Raw genomic sequence first — 25,214 nt, forward strand, 5'->3', positions numbered from 1 at the left:
ATATTTAGATAATAAAATATTAACTATAACTTTTAATAATTGAATATAACAAGTTTTTTTATTCATAATTATAGGTTTCAAATTTTAAATTGGACACAAAGTGAATATAAAAAAATTTATTAGGTCAAGCGAGCAAAATATATAAATAATCAAAATATAAAAACTTTTTACAGAATTATTGCGGATGTTGTCGAAATGTGTATAATAGTATTTGTGTGATGAACAAATAAGAAAAAATACCTAAGGAGGGGGACAAAGAATGGCATCAAATAAGAAGCCAACAGGCAAACTTACGCTGGTATCATTGATACTTATGATTTTTACTTCAGTGTACGGCTTTAACAACATTCCAAGATCATTCTATAAGATGGGATACGCTGCTATTCCATGGTTTATACTTTCAGGAATAACTTTCTTTATTCCTTTTGCATTTATGATGGCTGAATATGGTGCAGCCTTCAAGAATGAAAAGGGTGGAATTTATTCTTGGATGGAAAAATCAGTAGGACCAAGATTTGCGTTCATAGGTACATTTATGTGGTACGTTTCATACATTATATGGATGGTTAACGTATCACAAGGTATGTGGGTTCCTTTCTCAAATGCTATATTTGGTAAGGATACAACAAAGGATTGGGTAATTCTTGGATTATCAGGACCAAAACTACTTGCTGTACTTGGTATATTATGGATAGTATTCGCAACTTACATCTCAACAAAGGGTCTTGATAAGATAAAGAAGATTACTTCACTTGGTGGTTCAGCAGTTGCAGCACTTAACATAGTTCTATGGATAGGTGCTATAGCAATATTAATATTAAACAAGGGACAACTTGCTCAACCAATAGAAGGACTTAAGTCATTTACTCAATCACCAAATCCTAAGTATGCAGGAAATATAATGGCAGGACTTGCGTTTATAGTTTATGCAATATTTGCATACGGTGGAATTGAAGCAGTTGGTGGTCTTGTTGACCAAACTGAAAATGCTGAAAAGACATTCCCAAAGGGAGTTGCTATATCAGCAGCAATAATATCAATAGGTTACTCAATGGGTATATTACTTGTAGGTATATTTACTAACTGGACAAATGTTATAAATCAAGAGGGTGTTCACTTAGGAAACGCAGGTTATGTTGTTATGACAAACCTTGGTATTGAATTTGGTAGAGCTATAGGTGTTAGTGATGCTACAGCTATGGCAATGGGAGCAGGAATTGCAAGATTCGTTGGTATATCAATGTTCTTAGCTCTAATGGGAGCATTCTTTACACTAACATATTCACCACTTAAGCAAATGATAGAAGGTACACCAGCAGAATTATGGCCATGGAAGATGGGTGAACTTAAGGATGGTATGCCGATATATGCAATGTGGGTACAAGCTGGTATAGTTGTTGTTATGATAGCTTTACTTGCAGTTGGTGGAGATTCAATGTCAAAGTTCTTTGATATACTTGTTGCAATGACTAACGTTGCAATGACTCTACCATATATGTTCCTTTCAGGTGCATTTGCACCATTTAAGAAGAAGACAGAAATACACAAACCATTTGAAGTGTTCAAGAGCTATAATAGTGCACTATTTGCATCAATAGTTGTAACACTAACAGTTGGATTTGCAAACTTCTTCACAGTACTTGAACCAGCATTAGATGGAGATATGAAGACTACATTCTGGTCAGTTGCAGGACCAATATTCTTCTCAATAGTAGCTTTCATAATGTACTATGTATATGAAAAGAAGACTGAATCAAAGAAGGCAGATAAGGTTGCATAATATGTTATTATAAAAAGAGGCTGTATTTACGGCCTCTTTTTATGTTCGATAATATTTGACAAATTACGATAATAGCTATATCATAATATTGTATTATTATGATATAGGAGGTATAGTATGAAAAAGGCTGTTAATTTTCATAGAGAAGGATATAACTGTGCAGAGGCAGTAATAAAAGCCGCAAATGAAAAATTTAATTTAGATATTCCAGTAAATTTAGGAAGTGCCTTTGGTGGGGGGATGGCAGTAGGAAGTACCTGCGGTGCGGTAACTGCTGCAGCTGTAGTTTTAGGCTATCTAAAGGGAAGAAAGGATGCTTCAGAAAGAAATGAAGCCAGAACTCCAATGAGAGAAATTATGAAAAATGTAAAAGAGTCTTATGGAACAGATAATTGTATTCAATTAAAGAAAAATGGTGTTTCTTGTGATGAAATCATTGATTATATAGATAATTTGCTTGAAAATGTTGCGAAATAGTATGAAAAAGTATCCATCATAGATATAATATATGCTAATTTTGAGATTACGATCTAATATATTTTATATAAAAGCAGGTGTCGAATTTATACTTAAAAAAGACATCTGCTTTTATTGTTTTCAAAGTAAAATACAGTTTGCTTTTTTAGAATGTTTAGAAATATAATATAATTAGACTTTGACTAAAAAGAAGGTGAGACGATATGAGAAATTTTATTTTATTAATAAGAACAATAATAACAGGATTGTTTACAGGAGTAGCCTTTGCACTACCCCTTGGTCCGGCAGGTTTAGAATCTATAAAAAGGACAGTAAATAGTGGTATTAATGAGGGGTTAATGGTTGCAATTGGAGCAGTTTTAGCGGATGCCTTTGATATTTTGTTTATTAATATAGGTCTTTTTAGCTTGTTGAATCAAAATAAAAGGACTGAGGGTTTATTCTTCATTATATGTGGTCTTCTTATTTTATTTTTTGCTTTTCAGGATATTAAAAATTATAATGGTGATAGGGATGAAAATATAAAAAAATATGATTCAAAGCCTGTTTTAAAGGGGTTTATAATAGCCTTCACAAATCCTATGACACATTCCTTTTGGTTAACCATAAGTGGTACGCTTATACATAGATTTAGTGATATGAAGCCTATTTACTATTATATATTTTTGATATTTATTATAGTTGGGATGTTTATTTGGTTTGTGTTTTTAAATTTAGCAGCATTAAAGGGAATCCAGAGGTTGGAAAATAATAAAAATAATGAAATAGTTGAAAAGCTTACAATAGTAATAATGTTTTTGATAGGTATTGGGTTTATTGTATTTGGTCTATATAATTTGATAAATCTAAAAAGGGTGATTAAATGAAGGAGAATATAAGATTAGAAATAAGAACTAAAGATACTATAGGAATAACTTTAAAAATACTTGAAAAGTTGTATGAAATGAATATTGATCTTAGGGCTGCTGAGGTTTTTTCTAAGAAGGTTTGTATTAAAATAGATGAAATTTCAAAGGAAAGGCTTCAACGATTAATAGAAAAGATATTTGAAATTAAAGAGGTTTTAAGTGTAGATGAAGTTGAATTGTTATCCTATGAAAAAAATGAAAGAAAGTTAATAGCGATAATTGATGCTGTTGATGAGGGGATACTGGCAGTAAATAAGGATTATAAAGTTGAAATATTTAATAGATATTGTGAAACACTTTTTAAATATAATAAGGATGAAGTAATTGGAAGTGATATAAGAGCAATAATAAATAAAGATGCTCCAATGTTTAAATTATTTAAAGATGGTATTCCCTATGATAATGTTGAGCAAATAGTAGATAGAGGGGATTTTAAGATACATTATTTAACATCAGGAAGGCCAGTATTAGATGATTTAGGAAATACGATAGGTGCAGTGGCTTCGATTAAGGATATTAATAAGGCTATGCAGCTTGTTGAGGTAGTAAACACAATAAAGGATGGGGCCTTTTCGGATATCATAGGTAAAAGTAATATAATAGAATATGTAAAAAGAATTGTATCATCCGTTGCTAAAACAACCTCAACAGTTTTATTGCTTGGTGAAAGTGGAACAGGGAAGGAACTTTTTGCAAAGGCAATTCATAGGTTAAGTAGCAGAGCAAATAATAAGTTTATTGCTATAAACTGTGCAACTTTACCAGAAAACCTATTAGAGAGTGAACTTTTTGGTTATGAAGAGGGAACCTTTACAGGAGCTCTAAAGGGTGGAAAAAATGGAATTTTTGAAGAAGCAAATGGAGGTACACTCTTTTTAGATGAAATAGGTGAAATGCCATTAAAATTGCAGGCTAAGATTTTAAGAGTTCTTCAGGATGGAGTAGTTAGGAGAATAGGCTCCAGTAAGGAGACAAAGGTAGATGTTAGAATTATAGCTGCTACAAATAGAAATATTGAGGATATGGTTAAAAATGGAGAGTTTAGAGAGGATCTTTATTATAGATTAAGTGTAATGCCTATTTATCTTCCACCACTTCGAGAAAGAAAGGAGGATATTCCACTACTTGTTAATTATTTTGTAGAGAATCTAAATAAAAAATTTAATAATAAGATAAAGAGAATAGATAAAGGTTATATAGAAGAGTTAATGAAATATAGTTGGCCAGGCAATATTAGAGAATTGCAAAATGTTGTAGAGAGGTCAATTATATTATGCGAAGGAGACACATTAATAAAGGATAACATCTACATAAATACCGATAAGTTTATACAAAATAATATTATTGATATAAGTGAAAAAGAAAGAACACTTGAAGAAATTGTATCTGAATGTGAAAGGGAAGTGATAAAAAGGGCATTAATTAAATACAAGAGCTACAGAGAGGTAGCGAAACATTTAGGAGTTTCCCATACAACTATAATGAATAAAATAAAAAAATATAAACTCTATTTGTAAACTTATATTTACATGAGTAAATATAAGTTTACAAATTTTAAGTTAAAGTGTAAACAAAACTTTACAACAATTTAAAATCCTTTGAACTTTCAGTGTTGTATTTTTGGTATCATATTTGCTTATACTTCATTGATAAAAGTTCAAAGGAGGAACCTTTATGGATAGGGAAAAAGCAAAAAATATGGGATTTTCAACAAAAGCAATACACGCAGGAAACCATAAAAATGAATTTGGTACATTAGCAACTCCAATATATCAAACTGCTACATTTGTTTTTGATAGTGCACAGCAGGGAGGAAACAGATTTGCAGGAAAAGAAGAGGGATATATTTATTCAAGGCTTGGGAATCCAACTGTTAGTGTGCTTGAGGAAAAAATAGCAATTTTAGAAGGTGCAGAGGCCTGTGTTGCAACATCATCTGGTATGGGTGCTATTTCTTCAGCACTTTGGACAGCACTTAAGGCAGGAGACCATATAGTTGCTGCAGATACATTATATGGCTGTACCTTTGCATATTTAAACCACGGACTTACAAGGTATGGAGTTGATGTAACATTTGTAGATGCTTCAAATCCAGAAAATATAAAGAATGCGATGAAGGAAAATACAAAGGCTATTTATATAGAAACTCCAGCAAATCCTAATCTTAAATTAATAGATATAAAAAAGGTAGCAGAAATTGCACATAGCAAAGAAGATTGTATATTAATTGTCGACAATACCTTCTGTACACCATATATTCAAAGACCAATTGAACTTGGTGCAGATGTAGTTGTGCACTCTGCAACAAAGTTTTTAAACGGTCATGGTGATGTTATTGCGGGTTTTGTTGTTGGAAAAAAGAGCTTCATAGATCAGGTTAGATTATTTGGTATAAAGGATATGACAGGTGCTTGTTTAAGTCCATTTGATGCATACCTAATTTTAAGGGGACTAAAAACACTTGAAATTAGAATGGAAAGGCACTGCAGTAATGCTTTAAAGGTTGCAAAGTTCTTAGAAGAACATAAGGCAGTTAAAAAGGTATACTATCCAGGCCTTGAAAGCTTTGAACAATATGAACTTGCAAGGAAACAAATGAGCCTACCTGGTGCTATTATAGCCTTTGAATTAAATGGTGGTGTTGAAGAGGGAATAAAGGTTCTTAATTCTTGTAAAGTATGCACCTTGGCAGTAAGCTTAGGGGATGCAGAGACTTTAATTCAACATCCAGCGTCAATGACTCATTCACCTTATACAAGGGAAGAAAGATTAAAGGCTGGTATATCTGATGGACTTATAAGACTTGCTGTTGGACTTGAAAATGCGGAGGATATTATAGCAGATCTAAAACAAGCTTTAGATGCTATAATATGATATAAAAATCTATAGAGGGGTAACACTATAAAAGGAGCAAAATATTTTGCTCCTTTTATTAATTAGGAATTTTTAATTTTTTCTTAATGACTTTATAACTACAATGGTATATAATAGCTGTAGAGGTGGTAATATGTTGTATATATGGATATTAGTTTCATTTACAGCAATTTTAATTGATGCACTTACAAGTAGTTTTATATTTTTTAGCTTTGCAATAGGAGGAATTGGAGCATTAATTCTTTTAATGTTTAATGCTTCAATTGCATTACAGATTATTATATTTATGGTACTTAGTATAGCGTCTATACTTTGGGTTGCACCTTTTGTTAGAAAGACACTTAAGAAAACACCACCTGCCTTTAAACCAATGGAGCAAAATTATATAGGCAGGGTATTGACGGCAGAGGAAGACATACAAGATAAGACACAAATCAAATATGAAGGTATATATTGGTATGTCTTGAATGTAGGGGAGCCAATAAAGAGGGGGGATAAATTTAAGATAAAAGGTATAGAAGGAAATAAGTTGATTGTTGAAAAATGTTAATTTCTTTTTTAAAAGGAGGGCTTATTTTTTTATGAACAAAAAAAGTTGTTAGGGGATTATGGATTTTAGCTGGTTGCTGTTTTATTATTGCTTCATTAATAAACTTAATTTTAAATACCGGAAAATGGTATATAATGATTATACAATTAGTTGCGGCAATTTTAATGTTTTTAAGTGAATACAAAATAAAAAATTCAATTAAGAAATAGTGGAGGGATTATAATGGACAAAATTTTATTAATAGTAGTATTGTTGTTCTTACTTATCATTATATTTTTAAGCATAAAAATAGTTAATACAGGTTATCTTTATGTAGTAGAAAGATTTGGTCAATTTCATAAAGTATTAGAGCCAGGGTGGCATATATTAATACCATTTGCTGACTTTGTTAGAGCGAAGGTTTCAACAAAGCAACAAATTCTAGATATTGAACCACAATCAGTTATAACTAAGGATAATGTAAAAATATCAATAGACAATGTTATATTCTATAAGGTTATGAATGCAAAGGATGCTATATATAATATTGAGAATTACAAATCAGGTATTGTTTATTCAACAATAACTAATATGAGAAATATAGTAGGTAATATGACACTTGATGAAGTTTTATCAGGAAGAGATAAAATAAATGCTGAGCTTTTAAGGGTTGTAGATGAAATAACTGATGCATATGGAATTAAGATACTATCAGTTGAAATCAAAAATATAATACCACCTGCCGAAATACAACAGGCAATGGAAAAACAAATGAAGGCAGAAAGAGATAAGAGAGCAGCAATACTTCAAGCAGAAGGTGAAAAGCAAAGTGCAATTGCAAGAGCAGAGGGACAAAAGCAGGCGATGATACTTCAAGCTGAGGCAGAAAGAGAAGCAAATATAAGACGTGCAGAAGGTATGAGGGAAGCACAGCTTCTTGAGGCAGAAGGTAAAGCTATGGCAATGGAAAGAATTGCACAGGCTCAAGCAGAGGCTATTAGAAAGGTTAATAATGCAATTCACGAATCAAATACTGATGAAGTGGTTATTGCATTAAAGCAGGTAGAGGCACTTCAAGAAATGGCTAAGAATCCAGCAAATAAGCTTATTATACCAAATGAGGTTGTTTCAACATTAGGAAGTATATCTGCTGTTGCAGAGATGATTAAAAAGTAAAGGAAGGCTGCATATGCAGCCTTCCGACTGTTGAAAAAGTTAGCCCCATGAAGGATTTCTTGGGCATCGCTTCTACGGCTTAAGCAATTCTAAGCTTTCTTTGTTTGAAAAAGTCCTACCCTCGCGATGCCATCGTCCTGATGGCCGCTCGGCTCGGTACGTCCTGTGCCGAATTATGGATTTTTTCAAAGTCGAAAAGCAAGAATTGCTATAGCTCATGAAATATGCCTTTTTAAAATCCTTTCATGTGGCTATTTTCATACTTTAGCTAACAAGTGGGGTTGTCAACAATATGAGCCTTTTAATTATTGCTTTAGTTTGAGAGTTATACTATAATGTAGGATGACAATATTTTGGGGAGTGAAAGGTAAAATTATGATAAAGTTTTACAATAGAAGAAATAAAGAATATCAAATAGAAAGGGTAGCGGGTAATTGGGCTATAAAATGGATATATGGTTCAAGGCTTGTTGGTGCAGGACTTCTTCACTTTTTAATTAAGAGAAGAATAGCTTCAAGGCTTTATGGTATTTATTGTTCACTGTCTGTTAGCAGAAAAAAGATAGATAAATTTATAAGGGATTTTAATGTGGATATGGATAGATTCCAAGTTCCAGAGGGTGGATTTAAGAGCTTTAATGAGTTTTTCTACAGAAAACTTAAGAAGGATATGATGAATATTGAAAAAGAGGATAGGGTTCTTATATCACCCTGTGATGGGAAGGTTTTGGCATATCAAAATATAGATATAGATATGCTTTTGCAGGTTAAGGGTATAACATATTCCTTAAGGGAATTAATTGGTGATGATGAGGTGGCTGACAAATATAATAAAGGAACTTGTTTAGTTTTTAGACTATGTCCATCTGACTATCATAGATTTCATTTTATAGATGATGGAATATGCGAAAAGACAAATAAGATAAAGGGATGCTATTATTCGGTGAATCCTGTTGCACTTGATAAAATAGAAAAGTTATTTTGTGAAAATAAGAGAGAATGGAGTATTTTTCATTCTAAAAATTTTGGGGATGTTCTCTATGTAGAGGTTGGAGCAACCTTTGTTGGTTCAATTGTTCAAACCTATAAGCCAAATGAAGAGGTTAAAAGGGGAGATGAAAAGGGATATTTTAAATTTGGTGCGTCAACAGTTATTCTTTTCTTTAAAGAAAATATAGCCATAATAGATGATGACATATTAGAACAGACACAAAAGGGTTATGAAACCTATGTTTATATGGGTGAAAAGATAGGAGTAAGAAGGGAGGAGTAATTCCTCCCTTTTTAATTTAAAAAAATTTAAAATTTAATTTTAAAACATAGAGGTAAATGTAGAAAAAACAAGAAAATATATGCAAATATTTGAAGGTATTAAGATACTAAAAAAATATCAGACAATAAAAACTAATACATAAAATTATTCAATTTATAAAATTTGCAAAATTAAAATTATGGGAGTAAAATTGTTTTATGATTTAGCTTCAGGGGGGTGAGAAAATGGAGGATAATGTTGAAAAGGTTATTCAAAATATAATACACATCGATAGGAGTGCTGAAGAACTTAGGAGAAAAGTTAATGAGGACGTTGGAAGAAAAAAAGCTGAATTTAATAGAAAAATAGAACTGGTGAAAAAGGAGATAGTGGATAAAAAAATTAATGAATTACAGGATATAAAAGATAGGGAAATGAAAAATATTCAAAATGAAGAGAAGAAAATAATCGGAATGTATAATTCTAAAGCAGATGAAATAGAAGGAAAGTATAGTTTAATAAAACAAGAGTTTTTAAAAGAAGTATATTGTGATATTTTTTTTGAAAAAGATAGGTGATGTTTATGCCTGCTGTTGTAAATTATGAGGCAATTAATACAAAGGTACATTCAATCTTAGGAAGAAGGTTAAAGGGTGATGACTATAAAAAATTATTATCCCTAACTTCAGTTAATGAAATTGCTCTATATCTTAGCAAAAATAGTGATTATGGCAGATATATAGCAAATGATAATCTAAATAGCATCCATAGATATGAATTAGAAAAAAAGTTAAAAATGATGTTAATCTATTATATTGACAAATTTGATAACTATTTTAGTGGAGAGTATAGGGATTTTTTTATGACCTTCTATTCAAAATATGAAATTTATGATTTAAAGAGGCTTGCAAGGATAATACACATTGAAGGTGAACTACAGTGCCTAAGAGAATACTTGATATTTGTTGATTATTACAAAAACATTAATGTCGATAATATTATAAAGGCAAAATCAATTGCTGAACTAATAGAGTTTCTCAATAATTCTGTATATTATCCATATTTAAAAAATTTATTAGACGGTAATAAAGAAGAAAATCTATTCAGATTTGAAATGGTATTAGATAAAACATATTTTTCGATTCTATTTAAGAAAATAAAAAAATTGTCAGGAACTGATAAAAAAGCATTCTTTGAAGTATTTGGACCCATTATTGATATGATAAACCTCCAATGGATATATAGAGGTAAAAAATTTTATAATATGTATTCGGATGAATTATTTAATTACACCATTGATGGGGGTGGAAAATTAAATTATAAAAGCATTAAGGAATTATGTTATTCAAAAACCATTGAGGAATTAGAGGATAGAATAAAGCTTACTCCATATTCATTTCTAATTAAAGGAGATGATATGCAGGATATACATATGGAAAGAAGGATGAATAGATATATATATTATAAATTAATAAATATAATTAGAAAAAATAAGAGGGACATATCAAATGTACTATCTTTAATGCAGATAATAGAATTTGAGATAAGAGACATTGTTTCAATTACTGAAATGGTTAGGTACGGAATAGAACTTAGTCAGTCAAATAATTTTTTAATAAAGGCTGTCTAACTGTGGGGTGGTTTTATGGCGGTTGCCAAGATGGAGTTTGTTAATATTATTGGCCATATGGATATGCTGGAGGATATAGCAAAAAGGATTGTGTTGTCTGAATCAATACATTTTGTAAATGCAATGTCAGAGATTAATGAAAATAATTTCCCGATACTTCAAGCAAAGGACGAAGTTGATGCGGTTATAGAGTTTAATTATATAAAGCAGTATCAATCTAATTTAGATTTAAATGAGATAAATAAAGTTTATGATGAACTCTGCGATATGTTTGAAATAAGGAAAAAATATCAAAAAAAGATTGTAGAACAGGACTATGTGTTTTTAGATGATGTAAATAAACTTAAGAGAATTTATGAGGAGGTAAACGAGGAAAACAGAGAGCTAAATAAATTGCAGGAGGAACATAGACAGATTGGTGAGATTGAGAATTATATTAAAAAAATAAAGAATGTTAATATCAATTTAGATGACCTGATTAAAATGAAATATATTGATTTTATTATGGGGAAAGTTTCGAACTATAATATGGAAAAACTAAAAAAGAATTATGAGAATATACCTGCAATAGTTTTAAAACTTGATAAGAATCAAGATTACTCAATGGTAATGGTGTTTGTTCCTAAGGTTGTTGAAATTGAAGTAAGAAGGGTATTGAATTCATTAGAGTTTGATGAATTGCAGTTGAATTTTAAATTTAGTGGTAGTCCTAATCAGTGGGTTACTGATATAGAGAATAGAAAAAGGCAAATAGAGAATGAAATAGCAATAATCAAAAACAAAATAAAGGAGCTTAAAAAGGAATATATAAATTTTATTGAAGTATTTTATTCTAAACTTTTAATGCAATATAAGATAGAAGAGCTCAAGTCAAATATGGGCTGTACAAATGAATTTTTCTATATGAGTGGATGGATACCAAGTTTTAAAAAGAAGGCTCTATCAAAATACTTGGGAGATTATGAAAATAAGTTGATTATAATTTATAAGGATTATAAAAATTTAAGGGAGGGATTAGAGCCACCTACCTGTATCTATAATGGTTTCTTATTACGTCCTTTTGAGTCGGTGGTTAAACTTTATGGTATACCGTCCTACAATGAATTAGATCCTACTGCCTTTGTAGGATTAAGCTATATGTTTTTATTTGGAGCTATGTTTGGTGATGTGGGACAAGGGCTTGTTCTTTTGACCTTAGGATTAATTTTGGAAAAGAAAAAGGCAAGACCTAATTTAGGTGGGGTTCTTGCAAGGCTTGGTATAAGTTCAACAGTTTTTGGTTTTTTGTATGGAAGTGTCTTTGGATTTGAGGATATCATTGAAGCACTTTTAGTTAGACCTATGGCAAGTATAGATAAGGTTCTAATTTGGGCAGTTGGTATAGGTGTTTTCTTGTTAAGTATAGGATATTTATACAACCTAATTAACTGTTTTATAAAAAAGGATGTTGAAAATGGTTTGTTTAGCAGAAATGGATTGGCTGGACTTGTTTTTTATTGGCTTCTTTTATACTTAATAGTTTCAAATGTAAGAGACGCAAAGACAATTATACCAAGTTCACTAATAACATTAATACTTGTTTTTCTATTGATTTTAATGCTGCTTAAGGAACCTTTAGCTAATTTAATAAAGGGAAATAAAGAGCTCTATAGTGAGTCAAAGTCAGATTATTATATTGAAGGTGGATTTGGCGTACTTGAAACACTACTAAGTATGCTAAGTAATACGCTATCTTTTATTAGAGTAGGTGCCTTTGCAATAAATCACGTTGGCCTTTTTATAGCTTTTGAAACGTTGGCAAAAATGATGGGAAATGAACTTGAAAGCATTTTAATGATTGTATTTGGAAACATTGTGATTATTGGGCTTGAGGGCTTGATAGTTTTTATTCAAGGGCTAAGACTTGAATATTACGAACTTTTTAGTAAATTTTTTAGTGGTACAGGGTATGAATATAATCCAGTAAAACTATAAAAGGGGAGGAATTTTTATGTATGTATTTATAATATTAGCTGTTTTAATTGTTGTATTAACAATCTCAAAAGGGGTAGTAAAGTTCTTTAAGGGAGAAGAGACAAATGCATTAGGTGTAAAAAAGGCTATAAAGGCAAATGTATTTTCATTTATACCTGTTTTAACAGGACTTATTATAACAATGATACCACAGGTTGCAAATGCAGCAGGAACTAATAATCCTTCTGCAGGTATTGGTTTTTTAGCTGCAGGATTAAGTACCGGTCTTGCTGCAATAGGTGCAGGTTATGCGGTAGGTTCAGTTGGTTCATCAGCACTTGGTGCGGTATCTGAGGATCCAAAGATATTAGGTAAAACACTTATTTTTGTTGGTCTTGCAGAGGGTATTGCAATTTATGGATTAATCATTTCAATAATGATATTAGGAAGGCTGTAGGAAGTGGTTTTATGATTATATATTTAATTTCTGATAATAGAGATACATTAGTTGGTTTAAGACTTGCAGGAATAAAGGGTAGGGTTGTTCATGAAAGAAGTGAAGCAAAGGAAGCCTTAAATATAGCTCTACAGGATAAAAATATAGGAATACTTGCGATAACGGAAAAGGCTGCTGAACTTATTAAAGATGAAATTACCGAGATTAAACTAAAAAAACCTTATCCACTAATTGTAGAGATACCTGATAGACACGGTTCAAATAAGGATAATGATTATATATTAAACTATGTTAGAAATTCTGTGGGCATAAAAGTTTGAGGTGATTTTTATGATAACTATAGAAGAAAAACTAAATCTTTTTACTAAATTGGTCTATGAAAAGGTTGAAAAGGAAAATAGAATTGTTATTCAAAAGTTTGAGGAAGAATATGGAAAAATTTTAAGTGAAAAAAAGAAGGAATTTGAAGAAAAGGCAAGTAAGTTGGATAAGAAGGTAAAAAGCGAAATAGAACTTTATAGAACGCAAACATTATCTAAGGCACACATAAGAGGAAAGAAAATTATATTAGAAAGAAAAAATAATATTTATAACAAAGCAATAGAGGATGTGATTTGTTATATAAATGAAAATAAGAACAAAAAAGAATATAAACAATATTTTTCTAACAAGCTGATTAGCATAATAAAAAATAATGATATTAAAGAGGCAAATTTGATAGTGAATAGGCAGGATTGGAATTTATGGGGTAGTGATGTAGAAGGAGAGTTAAGAAGTGTTTTAAAGGTAATTTTTGATGAAAATGTAAGTGGAGGTTTTATATTAGTTGATTTTAAAAATAATTTTAAATATGATTTTTCTATTGAAAATATAGTAGAAGAATATAGAGAAAAAATAGGAGAAAAATTATTTGCTATGCTATAGGTGGTGGTAAAATGGAGGGTTCAGCAGGAAGAGTAGTTTATGTAAATGGTCCTGTTGTAAAGGCAAGGAATATGAAAAACTTTAAAATGAGAGAAATGGTTACTGTTGGTGAAAAAAAGTTAATTGGAGAAGTTATTTCTATTGATGGAGAATTAGGCACAATTCAGGTTTATGAAGAAACAACTGGAATAAAAATAAATGATGAAGTTGTTTCAACACAAAAACCTTTGTCAGTTACTTTAGGGCCTGGTATAGTTGGAAATATTTTTGATGGTATACAGAGACCATTGAATATTATATTTGACAAATCAGGAAATTTTATTAAAGAGGGTATAGGGCTTGCAACAATAGACAAAAAGAAAAAATGGTATGTAGAATTAACGGTTAAGGTTGGTGATGAACTAAAGGAAGGAGATATATTTGGTACTGTAGATGAAACTCCTTTAATAAAACATTATTTAATGGTTCCACCAAATATAAAGGGAAAGGTTGAAGAAGTCAAACCAAATGGAGAGTATGATTTAGAAACAATATTAGTGAAGTTAGATAGTGGTGCTGAACTTAAAATGTATCAGGAATGGCCGGTTAGAATTCCAAGACCAGTTAAAGAGAGACTACCTATACAAAAACCTCTTATAACTGGTCAAAGAGTTATTGATACTTTTTTTCCTATAGCAAAGGGTGGAACTGCTGCTATACCAGGTGGTTTTGGAACTGGTAAAACAATGACTCAGCATCAACTTGCTAAGTGGTCGGATGCCGATATAATTGTGTATATTGGATGTGGAGAACGTGGAAATGAGATGACGGAAGTTTTAGAGGATTTTCCAAAGTTAATAGATCCAACATCAAATCTACCCTTGATGAATAGAACAATACTTATAGCAAATACATCAAATATGCCAGTTGCTGCAAGAGAAGCATCTATATACACAGGGATAACTATAGCTGAATACTTTAGGGATATGGGATATAATGTCGCTATTATGGCAGATTCAACTTCAAGGTGGGCAGAGGCACTAAGAGAAATATCAGGAAGGTTAGAGGAAATGCCAGCAGAAGAAGGTTATCCTGCATATCTTCCATCAAGATTGGCAGAGTTTTATGAAAGGGCAGGTTATGTTAAGACACTTAATAATAAAGAGGCTTCAGTTACAATAATTGGAGCAGTTTCACCAGCAGGTGGAGATTTCTCTGAACCTGTTACACAAAATACAAAGAGATTTGTTAGTGCCTTTTTGGGGTTAGATAGAAAGCTTGCCTATTCAAGACACTATCCTGCTATAAATTGGCTGTCGAGTTATAGTGGATATATTACACAACTTGAGGATTGGTATAAACAAAATGTAGCAGAGGATATGATTTTTTTAAGAGGAGAAATGATGAAGGTTTTGCAGGAGGAAAGTAAGCTGTTAGAGACAGTAAAATTAGTAGGTGAGGATGTACTTCCTGATCAGCAGAGATTAATTCTTGAGATTGCAAGACTTTTGAAGGTAGGATATTTGCAGCAAAATGCCTATCATAAAGACGATACATTTGTTCCTTTAGTTAAACAGTATATGATGCTTAAAGTTATTGATAATTTTTATAAACTTGCAAAGGAAGCTGTTAAGGTAGGGGTTCCTATTTCTGTAATCAAGACGAGTGAGTTGTTTTATAGAATAATAAAAATGAAATATGAAATACCCAATGATTATGGAGATAAATTTGATTTGTTGATGGAAGATATTAATGAATATTTCTCTAATTTAATAAGAGAATATGAGGGTGATTAATATGCATAAGGAATATTTGAGTTTAAAGAAAATAGAAGGCCCTCTTATTGTAGTAGAAGGGGTTGAGGGTGTATCTTATAACGAAATGGTAGAGATAAAGGTGCAGGGAGAAACAAAGCACGGTAAGGTTGTACAGCTCAATAACGATTTAGCAATAGTGCAGGTTTTTGAGAATACTTCAGGAATGTCTGTAAATAATATTTCTGTAAAGTTTACAGGAAAACCTTTAGAGATTAAACTTTCAAGGGAAATATTAGGTAGAATGTTTAATGGAATAGGTCAGCCTATAGATGGAGGGGGGGCCAGTTTTTAGCGGAATTAAGTTTGATGTAAATGGAAGTCCAATAAATCCAGTTGCAAGAAGGTATCCAAGAAACTATATTCAAACAGGTATATCAGCTATAGATACACTTACCACATTAATAAGAGGTCAAAAACTGCCTATATTTTCAGGCAATGGGCTACCACATAATCAGATAGCTGCTCAAATTGTAAAGCAGGCAAAGGTTGCAGAGGGAGAAGGGGAATTTGCAGTCGTTTTTGCTGCTATGGGAATTAAGCACGATGATGCCCATTATTTTATAAAGACATTTCAAGAGGCTGGAGTTTTAGATAAGGTTGTTATGTTTATGAATTTGGCAGATGATCCTGTAGTTGAAAGGATTGTAACACCAAGATGTGCCCTAACTGCGGCAGAATATTTAGCTTTCTATGAAAATATGCATATATTAGTTATAATGACTGATATTACAAGTTACTGTGAAGCATTGAGAGAAATATCAGCAGCAAGAGAGGAAGTACCTGGTAGAAAGGGATATCCTGGGTACCTATATTCAGATTTGGCAAGCCTATATGAAAGGGCTGGTATGGTTGAAGGCTCTAAAGGTTCAATTACTCAAATACCAATATTAACAATGCCGAATGATGATATAACACATCCTATACCGGATTTAACAGGATATATTACAGAAGGACAGATAGTTTTAAGCAGAGAAATATATCAAAGGAATATTTATCCGCCAATAAATATACTGCCCTCACTTTCAAGACTTATGAAGGATGGAATAGGTGAAGGCTACACAAGAGAAGACCATCCTGATGTGGCTAATCAATTATTTTCCTCCTATTCAAGGGTTCAGGAGGTTAAGGCACTATCGCAGGTTATAGGAGAGGATGAACTATCTGAAATAGATAAAAAGTATTTAGAATTTGGAGAAGCATTTGAATATAGATTTTTGAGGCAGGAGTTTAATGAAAATAGAGATATAAATAGAAGTTTGGAAATTGCTTGGGAAATATTATCAATACTACCTAAGAACGAATTGGATAGAATTAGCCCTAAGTTCTTAAATGTATATTATAGAGGGTGATTAAATGGAAAATATTGCACCAACAAAATCTAACCTTATGAGTGCTAAATCAACATTGGAGTTTTCTAAAAAGGGATATGAACTTTTAGACCAGAAGAGAAATGTTCTAATTAGAGAAATGATGGGATATGTTAATAAAGCAAAGGATATACAGGAGATGATAAATAAAAAGTTTGAAGAAGCCTATGAGGCACTTAGAATGGCAAACATAACAATGGGTGTTTCAACGGTTGAGGAGATATCCCATTCTGTTCCAGAAAATGGGCAGTTTAATTTACTGTTTAAAAGTGTAATGGGGGTTGAAGTGCCCATAGTACGATATGATAAGAAACATAAAGAGCCAACCTATAGCTTTTATCAAACCAATACTGCTATGGATATTGCTTTTATTAAGTTTTCAGAAATAACATATCTCATTATGGAATATGCAGAGGTTGAAAATGCAGTGTTTAAACTTGCTATGGAAATAAAAAAGACTCAAAAAAGAGCCAATGCACTTCAAAACATACAGATACCAAAGTATGAGGAGATAGTAAAATATATACAGGATGTTTTGGAGGAAAAGGATAGAGAGGATTTCTTTAGGTTGAAGGTTGTTAAGAAGAAGAGTCAAAGGAAAAAGGCTAAGGCATAGGATTTTTATCCTATGCCTTATTATGCTGTTGAAAAAGTAATATGTTGAAAAGCCCCATGAAGGATTTCTTGGGCATCGGTTCATTTCGCCAAGCAATTCTAAGCTTTTCTTTATTTGAAAAAGTCCTACCCTCGCGATGCCATCGTCCTGATGGCCGCTCGGCTCGGCACGTCCTGTTCGAAAAGCAATAATTGCTAAGGCTCATGAAAGAGCCTATTGAAATCCTTTCATGGGGCTATTTCAGATTTTTTCTAACAGTTAGGTTTGTCAACAAACTGATAAGAGGTACACACTCTTATGCCACCTGAGTGCTTTGTTTAAGTTTTTCTATCCTTTGAGAAATCTTTTCTAATCTATATTTTAATAATATAGATATCATAATAGAAGCTACCATAAATGCTAATAAAACTACTACATCTCCCCTTAATACACCATAATCTATACCAGAGATAATCTCTCTAAGTGCTGATGTAGCATAGGTCATTGGAAGATATGGATTTATTTTTACAAAGAAATTTGGAACAAGTTCAAGTGGGAATGTTCCTGCACAGGAAGTAAGTTGTAGCATTAAAAGTACAAGTGATAGGAACCTTCCTGCATCTCCAAATATCATTATTAATGCTTCTATTACTGATATAAACACAAAGGATAATAATATATTAAATCCATAAAATAGTACCAAGCTCTTAACTTCTAAATTTAAAACGTGTATCAAAATAAAGCTTGATGCTACTGCCTGTAATATTCCAAGGAATGCAAAGGTAATAAACTTACCAAATATTATAGCAGCTGGGTGTCCTTTAAATTCATCATCAACTTCACCAGAGACTATAAAGAACATTATAAGTGCTCCAACCCAAAGTGATAGTGGGATAAAATAAGGAGCAAAACCTGTACCATAGTCAGGAACGTGATTGATTGGCTGTTCATTTAGTCTTACTGGTTCAGACATAAACTTTGACATATCCTCTGATGAGAACTTCAATTTATTATTTATCTTATCATATCCTTCAGTTAATCCATCCTTTAATTCTAAAGTCCCATCAGCTAATTTATTTAATCCATCATTTAATTTTAATGAACCATCATATAATCTATCTGTTCCACTATTTAATGAAACTAAACCATCATTTAACTTTAGTGAACCATCATAAAGTTTTACTGCTCCATCCTTTAGTGCAGCTGTACCATTGTTAAGTTCTAATGAACCTAAATAAAGTTTATTTAAGCCTTCACTTAGCTCTCCTGTTTTGCTCTCTGCCACATTTAATCCATCTTTTATCTTTTCTGCTCCCAGCTTAAGCTCTGCAACTCCATTTGAAAGCTTTGCAACTCCTTCATTAGATGAAAGCTGTGCAACTTGTCCTAAGCCAGTTTTTAATGATAATGCACCATTTTTAGCTTCATTTAAACCATTTAATAGTGCTGTAAGACCTTGAGCTGAGCTTCTATTTGCTTCTGCAAACTTTTGTGTTCCTTCTGCTACTTGTTTTGTGCCCTCTTTTAAAGTTGCAGTTGCCTGCACTAATGTATCCACAGCAGCAGCCGATTCCTTAAGAGGTTTTGATAAATTTTGCTTTATATTCTTTTCTTGAATTGCTGATAATACTAATTTTGCTTCATCCACCTTACCTGCATCTAAAAGTACCTTTGCTGAATCTATCGCATTTGCTACTTCATCTATACCTTGGGCTGCACTATTTAACTTTATACCCATATTAAGTGCACTTACTTGTTCATTTAAATTTTTAGCACCATCTGCAACCTGATTTGCACCATTTGCAAGTGTATCTACATCCTTTTGTCCAGCCTCAATTAGTGACTTAAACTGTGAAACTCTGTTGACTATTTCATTTAATCCCTCTTCAAGTTTTATTGAACCTTCATAAAGCATTTGAATTCCAGATTTAGCATTTAAAAGATTTGGTGCAAATACCGACATACCTTGAACTATCTTCTCAAGTCCCTCTACTAAACTTGTCTGTCCACCCTTTAATGAACTCAAACCATCCTTTAAATTTTTAGAACCTTCACTTGCTGTTTTTAAACCATCTGATAGCTTCATAGAACCATCATTTAACTTTTCTGCACCATTGTTTAAAGTACCTAAACCATCCTTCAATTGTTTTGAACCATCACTTAGCTTAACAATTCCATCCTTTGCCGTCTTTAATCCATCTGATAATTCCTTTGAACCATCCCTTAATTTTATTGCTCCATCATTAAGCTCTATACTACCATCCATTGCCTCTGAAAGTCCATCTTTGACCTCATATAAGCTGTCAATTACAACCTTTGAAGCTTCTTGTGTAATTGATTTTGCAATTTCATCCTTAAGTTCAAGCATTACTCTTGAGGATACCTGTGCTGCCAAGAAATTTTTCTTTTCATTAGGTATATAGATAAGCTCGGCCTTATCTATTTTCCCCTCTGACGCATCAGTTATCCTCTTTGAGAAATCCTCTGGGATTATAACAGCTGAGTAGTATCCTTTATTATTTAGCCCATCCATAGCTCTGTTGTAATCCACAAATTCCCATTTTATTTTTGTGTTATCTCTTAGTTCATCTACTATATCATCGCCGTAATTTACTCTTTCTCCATCCTTTGTGCTTCCCTTATCTAAATTTACCACCGCAACTGGCATCTTATCGAGTTTACTGTAAGGATCCCAGAAGGCATATAGGTATAAGAAGCTATAAAGAAGAGGCATTAAGGATACAACAATCACCGCTACCCGATTAAATCTGTTGGTAAACAAATTTTTTAAATCCTTCTTTGCAATTTTAAATGCTCTCATTTTTTCACCTCCCTAATTATACTGGTCAGTATAATAATACATCTTTTATACTGACCAGTCAATATATTTTTATACTAATTAGTTTAAAATTTTATGTATTTTTTGTTAATACATTTTTTACATAAAAAAGAGGTAAACTAAAGTTTACCTAAGATTGTTGACAAACCTACTTGTTATCTAAATTTTAAAAAAGCCCCATCAAAGGATTTCAATAGGCTCTTTCATGAGCTTTAGCAATTCTTAGCTTTTCGACTTTGGAAAAGTCCGTAATTCGGCACAGGACGTGCCGAGCCAAGCGGCCATCAGGACGATGGCATCGCGAGGGTAGGACTTTTTCAAACAAAGAAAAGCTTAGAATTGATTAGCGAAATGAACGAATGCCTAAGAAATCCTTCATGGGGCTAATTTATACACGAGTTTATCTCTTCCCTATACCTCTCATTATAAATTCAATAGTCTCCTCAATTATATCATTTGCATTTTTATCCTTATGTATTAAGCTATATACTACAGTTGAAGCCATTATTCCAAAGAAGTTATACACTTTAACCTTTATATCAGTTCCATCTATCAATCCTGCATCTGCAGCCTCTTGTAAATACCCTTCTATAAGGTTAAAATATCTATTCAATATCTCTCTTAATTGATTTTGTCTCTCTTCATCTCCCCACATCTGGCTTAATATAGTCTTGAAAAACTCTATATATTTTATTACTAAATCTAATTGAACTTTACATACCATTCTTAATTTTTCAATGGGATTTTCTAAGTGTTTTGTCTTATCAATTATTTCATCCTCCATCATTTTTAGACCTTCATCTATTATAAACTTAAAAATGTCCTCCTTGCTTTTAAAGTGATAATAGAGGGTTCCTTTTGCAACACCTGCTGTTTCAGCAATCTCATCCATTGTAGATTTATGATAACCCTTTTGTGAAAAGGCCTTTATTGCTGCCTCGAAAATTATCTTTTTTGTCTTATTCATATCATCACCTCTTCCTTAGTAGTACAAGTTAATTATTACATATTTTTTGTATTTAGACAAGATAGTCTAAAAATTTTTATTATTCTAATTGTTATTTATTTATTGCCTTCTAAATATATTTTATTAGATACCATTTTGGAGGCGTTAATTTGTATTTGTTGATATTTAAAATTATCCTATTTTTAACATTTAATTTCAATAGTATATATACAGTGGGTAGTAAAACTATAGAAGACTATATAACTAATAAAGAAAATTATAAATACAATTTAAGCCAAACTTATGATTACAGGGAAGAAGAATTTTACATAAATAAGATCTATGTAAAACTAAATAATAGACAGATAGCTTCCTCTGTTACTCTTCCTTTAATAACTAATGAAAAAGAAAAACATAAAAGCAATTCTAAAGTAATATATCTAACCTTTGACGATGGGCCAAGCAAGTTAACCCTTGATGTACTTAAAGTTTTAGATGAACATAAAGTTAAAGCTACATTTTTTGTTATTGGAAATAAAGTTAAACAATATCCTGAAATAACTAAAGAAATACACGAAAAGGGCCATCTATTAGCACTCCACTCCTATTCCCACGACTATAAAAAAATATATAGTGATTATGAAAACTTCATAAACGAAATGGAATATACACAAAATCTAATCTATGATATTGCAAAATATAAATCATACATAATTCGATTCCCAGGTGGAAGCTACAAAAGGCTTAATGCAGAATTTTACAATTTGTTAAAGAAAAAAAATTATAAAATATATGATTGGAATATCTCCAGTGGAGATGGAATAGGCAAAAATAATGATCCTGAAACTATATATAAAAACGCAACTAATTATGGCAAAAATTCAAAGATAATACTCCTTATGCACTGTAGGCAAACTGATAACGAAACATTATGTGCTCTTCCTAAAATAATTGACTTCTACAAGAAAGAAGGTTTTAAATTTGAAACATTAGATAAATATGAAGATGATTATGTCTTCCCCTTTAAGTAGGTTTTTACCTACTTTTTTTGTAACCAAAATTGATTTTATTACATAGATTATTATTAGAAATGCATTAATTCGACAAGGAAGAAGGTGAATATATGGATATATCAAATTTATTATCCTGCTGTCCAACAGGTCAACCAACAAATACTAACACTTGGGCATGGTTTTTAATACTTTTAATAATATTAGGGTATGGAAATCAGGGATATGGATGCTCATGCAGAAGGTGCAGAAGAAGACACCATCGCTGTGATGACTTCTTTGGAGGAGATTCACTATTTGCTCTACTAATTTTAGCATTGATATTCCTGCTTTCCAAATCCCCATGCACCACTACCACAACAACTTGTTAATATCCTATAGGTAAAGGGGGGTTTGCTATGTCAAAGAAATGTTGTGGTCTCAACAATATGTGCAGCTTAATAATACTACTTCTTATCCTATTACAATTTGGCAGAAGAGGACCTGGCTGCCATAATGACAGTCCAGTAGATTGCATCGGAGGAAATACTACAATTGACAACAGCGTTCTATTTGTAATTGTACTCTACTATCTAATTTGCTGCGGCTGTGGCAAGAAGTAATTAAATGCTGCTAATATTAGAAGCATATGGGGATGGGCATCCATCCCCATACATAGAAATTTAAGGAAGTGATTAGATGGGCCACCACAAAAAACACCATAAACATAAGCACCACAACCAAGACTTAAATAATCAACTTGATTTAAATAATGTTGATATGTCTCAAATTCAAAACATAATGCAAAACATTGATATGAATCAATTAAGTGCAATGTTATCTAATCTAAACCTACCACAAGGGCAAAGCAATATCAATTTATCACAAAATAATCTAACCTATCCACAAAACAACGTAATTGCCGTATTATCTGCTCTTAAACCCTTCCTACCAGAGCATAGGTGCAATATAATTGATAGAATAATTGAGAGTTTGTCAAACATACCATTTTAGAAAAAAGCCTTAAACAAAATTTTGTTTAAGGCTTTTTTCTATATTGATTAGCCCCATGAAGGATTTCTTGGGCATCGATTCATTTCCCTAAGCAATTCTAAGCTTTTCTTGGTTTGAAAAAGTCCTACCCTCGCGATGCCATCGTCCTGATGGCCGCTCGGCTCAGAACGTCCTGTGCCGAATTACGGACTTTTTCAAAGTCGAAAAGCAATAATTGCTAAAGCTCATGAAAGAGCCTATTGAAATCCTTTCATGGGGCTTTTTCATATTTTAGCTAACAAGTAGTTTTGTCAACAATCAGGCCTTTTTCTAAAATAACAATGCAATACCTACATTGTTAAGTAATTTTATCGCTACAAGTACTATTGATGATGTGAAGTTAGTTATAAAGTGGTTTAGAACTGCTGCTTTATATCCATATTTGTCATAAAATATACAATTAATAACCCCAAGAGAAAAAGTAGCAATTGAACTTACTAAATTAAAATGTAATAGCATAAAAAGAGCACTTGAAATAAGTACAGCTATTGTTTTTCCATATTTTCTACTAAAATTTCGATAAAAAATATGTCTAAAAATAAATTCTTCAACATAAGGAGCAAATAAATTTATTACAAACATCAAAAATACCAACTTAATCCAACTTGAAGTTTGAATCATATCAACGATTGTCTGTTGTTTTGGCTCAATTCCAATCTTTACTAAAAATATTGCAAAAAGTGCAGTAATAAGCATTGTAATAAGTTTAAGAGCAAAACTAAATAAAATTATCTCAAACTTTTTATCCCCTAAGGGTTTTATAAGCTTATTTTCTTCTTTGTTACCCCTTTTTTTCTCCTTCTGTAAAATTAAAAGCACTAATACAAAAGGAAAAAGATTTTGTGTAAATAAAGACAATACAACATAAAAAATAAAAATTATAACTACATATTTCTTTTTTGTTCTATTTAAAATTTGTCTTCTAAAAACCATCCACGGAATTAATATTATTATAAAAAAAATAATCAATTCCTTTATTAAATCTAAAAAACTTATCATAGTTTTATCCCCCAAAACCAATAAATTCATATAAGATTAATTATCTAAAAGGTGCTATAATTATAGCACCTTTTAGTTTATTCAATTATACTACATTCATTTTTAATTATCTCCCATAATTCGTCCTTACCTCTTTTAGTTTCTGATGAAAAGAGTACAAATCTTTCTTCCTCCGTTAATTTAAGAGATTTTTTTATTAGTGGCACCTGCTTCATTAGCTGATTATTGCTTAATTTATCAGACTTAGTAGCTACAACCACTACCTTTTTTCCAGTCTGCCTCATCCACTCAAGCATTAACTTATCATCCTGCGTAGGTTCGTGCCTTATATCAACAAGCAGAATAACCAATCTCAATTCATCTCTTCCATTTAAATATCCCTCAATCATTGCACCCCATTTTTTCTTTTCTTCCTTAGAGACCTGTGCATATCCATAACCTGGAAGGTCAACCAAGAATAATGCATCATTTATATTATAAAAGTTAATTGTTCTTGTCTTACCAGGCTTACTACTGGTTCTTGCTAATGCTTTTCTATTAACAAGTGCATTAATGAGGGAAGACTTTCCAACATTAGACCTTCCTGCAAAGGCTACTTCTGGATATCCTTTAGTTGGATATTGAGATTTTAGTGCTGCAACACATTCAATCTCTGCTTTTCTAATAATCAT

The 25,214-nt window shown here is 31.7% G+C and carries 23 protein-coding genes and 1 pseudogene; 20 read left to right on the top strand and 4 right to left on the bottom strand.

Going from position 1 to position 25,214, the window contains the following annotated elements; translation table 11 throughout:
- Positions 1-259 precede the first annotated feature (259 nt).
- The 17 genes and pseudogenes from yjeM to JG776_RS03725 all read left to right on the top strand — a co-directional run bounded on the left by yjeM (position 260) and on the right by JG776_RS03725 (position 17,738).
- Positions 260-1,780 (top strand): glutamate/gamma-aminobutyrate family transporter YjeM, encoded by a 1,521-nt coding sequence (gene yjeM / locus JG776_RS03645; protein ID WP_291964789.1) that lies wholly within the window; start codon positions 260-262, stop codon positions 1,778-1,780.
- A gap of 117 nt (positions 1,781-1,897) precedes the next feature.
- Positions 1,898-2,257 carry a C-GCAxxG-C-C family (seleno)protein gene (locus tag JG776_RS03650; RefSeq protein WP_291964791.1) on the top strand — a complete coding sequence of 120 codons (360 nt, stop codon included), beginning with the start codon at positions 1,898-1,900 and terminating at the stop codon, positions 2,255-2,257.
- Between the two features lie 203 nt (positions 2,258-2,460).
- The gene (locus JG776_RS03655) at positions 2,461-3,123 is read left to right on the top strand and encodes a LysE family transporter (RefSeq protein WP_291964793.1); all 663 of its coding nucleotides are present in this window, start codon (positions 2,461-2,463) and stop codon (positions 3,121-3,123) included.
- Positions 3,120-4,682, top strand: coding sequence for a sigma 54-interacting transcriptional regulator (locus JG776_RS03660; protein WP_291964795.1), 1,563 nt, complete (start codon positions 3,120-3,122; stop codon positions 4,680-4,682). Before JG776_RS03655 ends, JG776_RS03660 begins: the two co-directional genes overlap by 4 nt.
- Positions 4,683-4,839: 157 nt before the next feature.
- Positions 4,840-6,039, top strand: coding sequence for a methionine gamma-lyase (gene megL / locus JG776_RS03665; protein WP_291964797.1), 1,200 nt, complete (start codon positions 4,840-4,842; stop codon positions 6,037-6,039).
- A 133-nt stretch (positions 6,040-6,172) separates the two neighbouring features.
- Positions 6,173-6,589, top strand: coding sequence for an NfeD family protein (locus JG776_RS03670; RefSeq protein ID WP_291964798.1), 417 nt, complete (start codon positions 6,173-6,175; stop codon positions 6,587-6,589).
- 222 nt (positions 6,590-6,811) lie between these two features.
- Positions 6,812-7,744: an SPFH domain-containing protein gene (locus JG776_RS03675; RefSeq protein WP_291964800.1), complete on the top strand. Its 933-nt coding sequence runs from the start codon at positions 6,812-6,814 to the stop codon at positions 7,742-7,744.
- Between the two features lie 375 nt (positions 7,745-8,119).
- Positions 8,120-9,016 carry a phosphatidylserine decarboxylase gene (locus JG776_RS03680; RefSeq protein WP_291964802.1) on the top strand — a complete coding sequence of 299 codons (897 nt, stop codon included), beginning with the start codon at positions 8,120-8,122 and terminating at the stop codon, positions 9,014-9,016.
- A gap of 224 nt (positions 9,017-9,240) precedes the next feature.
- Complete coding sequence (locus JG776_RS03685) at positions 9,241-9,573, top strand: hypothetical protein (RefSeq protein WP_291964804.1); 333 nt, start codon at positions 9,241-9,243, stop codon at positions 9,571-9,573.
- A gap of 5 nt (positions 9,574-9,578) precedes the next feature.
- Entirely contained in the window at positions 9,579-10,625 is a 1,047-nt protein-coding gene (locus JG776_RS03690) for a V-type ATPase subunit (RefSeq protein WP_291964805.1), read from the top strand.
- A 15-nt stretch (positions 10,626-10,640) separates the two neighbouring features.
- Positions 10,641-12,599, top strand: a complete 1,959-nt coding sequence (locus JG776_RS03695; RefSeq protein ID WP_291964807.1) for a V-type ATPase 116kDa subunit family protein — start codon at positions 10,641-10,643, stop codon at positions 12,597-12,599.
- Between the two features lie 16 nt (positions 12,600-12,615).
- Positions 12,616-13,035 carry an ATP synthase subunit C gene (locus tag JG776_RS03700; RefSeq protein WP_291964809.1) on the top strand — a complete coding sequence of 140 codons (420 nt, stop codon included), beginning with the start codon at positions 12,616-12,618 and terminating at the stop codon, positions 13,033-13,035.
- Between the two features lie 11 nt (positions 13,036-13,046).
- On the top strand, positions 13,047-13,355 hold the full coding sequence (locus tag JG776_RS03705; protein ID WP_291964811.1) for a V-type ATP synthase subunit F: 309 nt from the start codon (positions 13,047-13,049) through the stop codon (positions 13,353-13,355).
- 10 nt (positions 13,356-13,365) lie between these two features.
- The gene (locus JG776_RS03710; RefSeq protein ID WP_291964814.1) at positions 13,366-13,959 is read left to right on the top strand and encodes a hypothetical protein; all 594 of its coding nucleotides are present in this window, start codon (positions 13,366-13,368) and stop codon (positions 13,957-13,959) included.
- Between the two features lie 11 nt (positions 13,960-13,970).
- Complete coding sequence (locus JG776_RS03715) at positions 13,971-15,734, top strand: V-type ATP synthase subunit A (RefSeq protein ID WP_291964815.1); 1,764 nt, start codon at positions 13,971-13,973, stop codon at positions 15,732-15,734.
- Between the two features lies 1 nt (position 15,735).
- Positions 15,736-17,104 (top strand): annotated as a pseudogene (locus JG776_RS03720) (V-type ATP synthase subunit B).
- A gap of 4 nt (positions 17,105-17,108) precedes the next feature.
- On the top strand, positions 17,109-17,738 hold the full coding sequence (locus tag JG776_RS03725; RefSeq protein ID WP_291964817.1) for a V-type ATP synthase subunit D: 630 nt from the start codon (positions 17,109-17,111) through the stop codon (positions 17,736-17,738).
- 295 nt (positions 17,739-18,033) lie between these two features.
- Here JG776_RS03725 and JG776_RS03730 read toward each other — a convergent pair whose 3' ends face one another.
- Positions 18,034-20,538 (bottom strand): YhgE/Pip domain-containing protein, encoded by a 2,505-nt coding sequence (locus tag JG776_RS03730; RefSeq protein ID WP_291964819.1) that lies wholly within the window; start codon positions 20,536-20,538, stop codon positions 18,034-18,036.
- Between the two features lie 418 nt (positions 20,539-20,956).
- Positions 20,957-21,523, bottom strand: coding sequence for a TetR/AcrR family transcriptional regulator (locus tag JG776_RS03735; RefSeq protein ID WP_291964821.1), 567 nt, complete (start codon positions 21,521-21,523; stop codon positions 20,957-20,959).
- A gap of 149 nt (positions 21,524-21,672) precedes the next feature.
- Here JG776_RS03735 and JG776_RS03740 point away from each other — a divergent pair, with 149 nt between their 5' ends.
- From JG776_RS03740 to JG776_RS03750, 3 genes are all read left to right on the top strand, one after another.
- A complete protein-coding gene (locus JG776_RS03740) occupies positions 21,673-22,533 on the top strand; it encodes a polysaccharide deacetylase family protein (RefSeq protein ID WP_291964823.1) in 861 nt (286 codons plus the stop codon).
- Between the two features lie 377 nt (positions 22,534-22,910).
- Entirely contained in the window at positions 22,911-23,114 is a 204-nt protein-coding gene (locus JG776_RS03745; protein WP_084424567.1) for a hypothetical protein, read from the top strand.
- A 76-nt stretch (positions 23,115-23,190) separates the two neighbouring features.
- Positions 23,191-23,505 carry a hypothetical protein gene (locus JG776_RS03750; protein WP_291964827.1) on the top strand — a complete coding sequence of 105 codons (315 nt, stop codon included), beginning with the start codon at positions 23,191-23,193 and terminating at the stop codon, positions 23,503-23,505.
- A gap of 309 nt (positions 23,506-23,814) precedes the next feature.
- On the opposite strand, the gene JG776_RS03755 is transcribed toward JG776_RS03750, so the two are convergent.
- Both JG776_RS03755 and yihA read right to left on the bottom strand, forming a co-directional pair.
- On the bottom strand, positions 23,815-24,543 hold the full coding sequence (locus JG776_RS03755) for a type II CAAX endopeptidase family protein (RefSeq protein ID WP_291964828.1): 729 nt from the start codon (positions 24,541-24,543) through the stop codon (positions 23,815-23,817).
- Positions 24,544-24,620: 77 nt separating this feature from the next.
- Positions 24,621-25,214, bottom strand: a complete 594-nt coding sequence (yihA, locus tag JG776_RS03760; protein WP_291964829.1) for a ribosome biogenesis GTP-binding protein YihA/YsxC — start codon at positions 25,212-25,214, stop codon at positions 24,621-24,623.

The sequence above is a fragment of the Caloramator sp. genome (assembly GCF_020054765.1).
GTDB classification, from domain to species: Bacteria; Bacillota; Clostridia; order Clostridiales; family Caloramatoraceae; genus Thermobrachium; species Thermobrachium proteoclasticum.

Bases quoted from the DNA above. Each gene is read 5' to 3' on its own strand.
- yjeM (WP_291964789.1), top strand. From the start codon at position 260: ATGGCATCAAATAAGAAGCCAACAGGCAAACTTACGCTGGTATCATTG.
- JG776_RS03650 (WP_291964791.1), top strand. From the start codon at position 1,898: ATGAAAAAGGCTGTTAATTTTCATAGAGAAGGATATAACTGTGCAGAG.
- JG776_RS03655 (WP_291964793.1), top strand. From the start codon at position 2,461: ATGAGAAATTTTATTTTATTAATAAGAACAATAATAACAGGATTGTTT.
- JG776_RS03660 (WP_291964795.1), top strand. From the start codon at position 3,120: ATGAAGGAGAATATAAGATTAGAAATAAGAACTAAAGATACTATAGGA.
- megL (WP_291964797.1), top strand. From the start codon at position 4,840: ATGGATAGGGAAAAAGCAAAAAATATGGGATTTTCAACAAAAGCAATA.
- JG776_RS03670 (WP_291964798.1), top strand. From the start codon at position 6,173: ATGTTGTATATATGGATATTAGTTTCATTTACAGCAATTTTAATTGAT.
- JG776_RS03675 (WP_291964800.1), top strand. From the start codon at position 6,812: ATGGACAAAATTTTATTAATAGTAGTATTGTTGTTCTTACTTATCATT.
- JG776_RS03680 (WP_291964802.1), top strand. From the start codon at position 8,120: ATGATAAAGTTTTACAATAGAAGAAATAAAGAATATCAAATAGAAAGG.
- JG776_RS03685 (WP_291964804.1), top strand. From the start codon at position 9,241: ATGGAGGATAATGTTGAAAAGGTTATTCAAAATATAATACACATCGAT.
- JG776_RS03690 (WP_291964805.1), top strand. From the start codon at position 9,579: ATGCCTGCTGTTGTAAATTATGAGGCAATTAATACAAAGGTACATTCA.
- JG776_RS03695 (WP_291964807.1), top strand. From the start codon at position 10,641: ATGGCGGTTGCCAAGATGGAGTTTGTTAATATTATTGGCCATATGGAT.
- JG776_RS03700 (WP_291964809.1), top strand. From the start codon at position 12,616: ATGTATGTATTTATAATATTAGCTGTTTTAATTGTTGTATTAACAATC.
- JG776_RS03705 (WP_291964811.1), top strand. From the start codon at position 13,047: ATGATTATATATTTAATTTCTGATAATAGAGATACATTAGTTGGTTTA.
- JG776_RS03710 (WP_291964814.1), top strand. From the start codon at position 13,366: ATGATAACTATAGAAGAAAAACTAAATCTTTTTACTAAATTGGTCTAT.
- JG776_RS03715 (WP_291964815.1), top strand. From the start codon at position 13,971: ATGGAGGGTTCAGCAGGAAGAGTAGTTTATGTAAATGGTCCTGTTGTA.
- JG776_RS03725 (WP_291964817.1), top strand. From the start codon at position 17,109: ATGGAAAATATTGCACCAACAAAATCTAACCTTATGAGTGCTAAATCA.
- JG776_RS03730 (WP_291964819.1), bottom strand. From the start codon at position 20,538: ATGAGAGCATTTAAAATTGCAAAGAAGGATTTAAAAAATTTGTTTACC.
- JG776_RS03735 (WP_291964821.1), bottom strand. From the start codon at position 21,523: ATGAATAAGACAAAAAAGATAATTTTCGAGGCAGCAATAAAGGCCTTT.
- JG776_RS03745 (WP_084424567.1), top strand. From the start codon at position 22,911: ATGTCAAAGAAATGTTGTGGTCTCAACAATATGTGCAGCTTAATAATA.
- JG776_RS03750 (WP_291964827.1), top strand. From the start codon at position 23,191: ATGGGCCACCACAAAAAACACCATAAACATAAGCACCACAACCAAGAC.
- JG776_RS03755 (WP_291964828.1), bottom strand. From the start codon at position 24,543: ATGATAAGTTTTTTAGATTTAATAAAGGAATTGATTATTTTTTTTATA.
- yihA (WP_291964829.1), bottom strand. From the start codon at position 25,214: ATGATTATTAGAAAAGCAGAGATTGAATGTGTTGCAGCACTAAAATCT.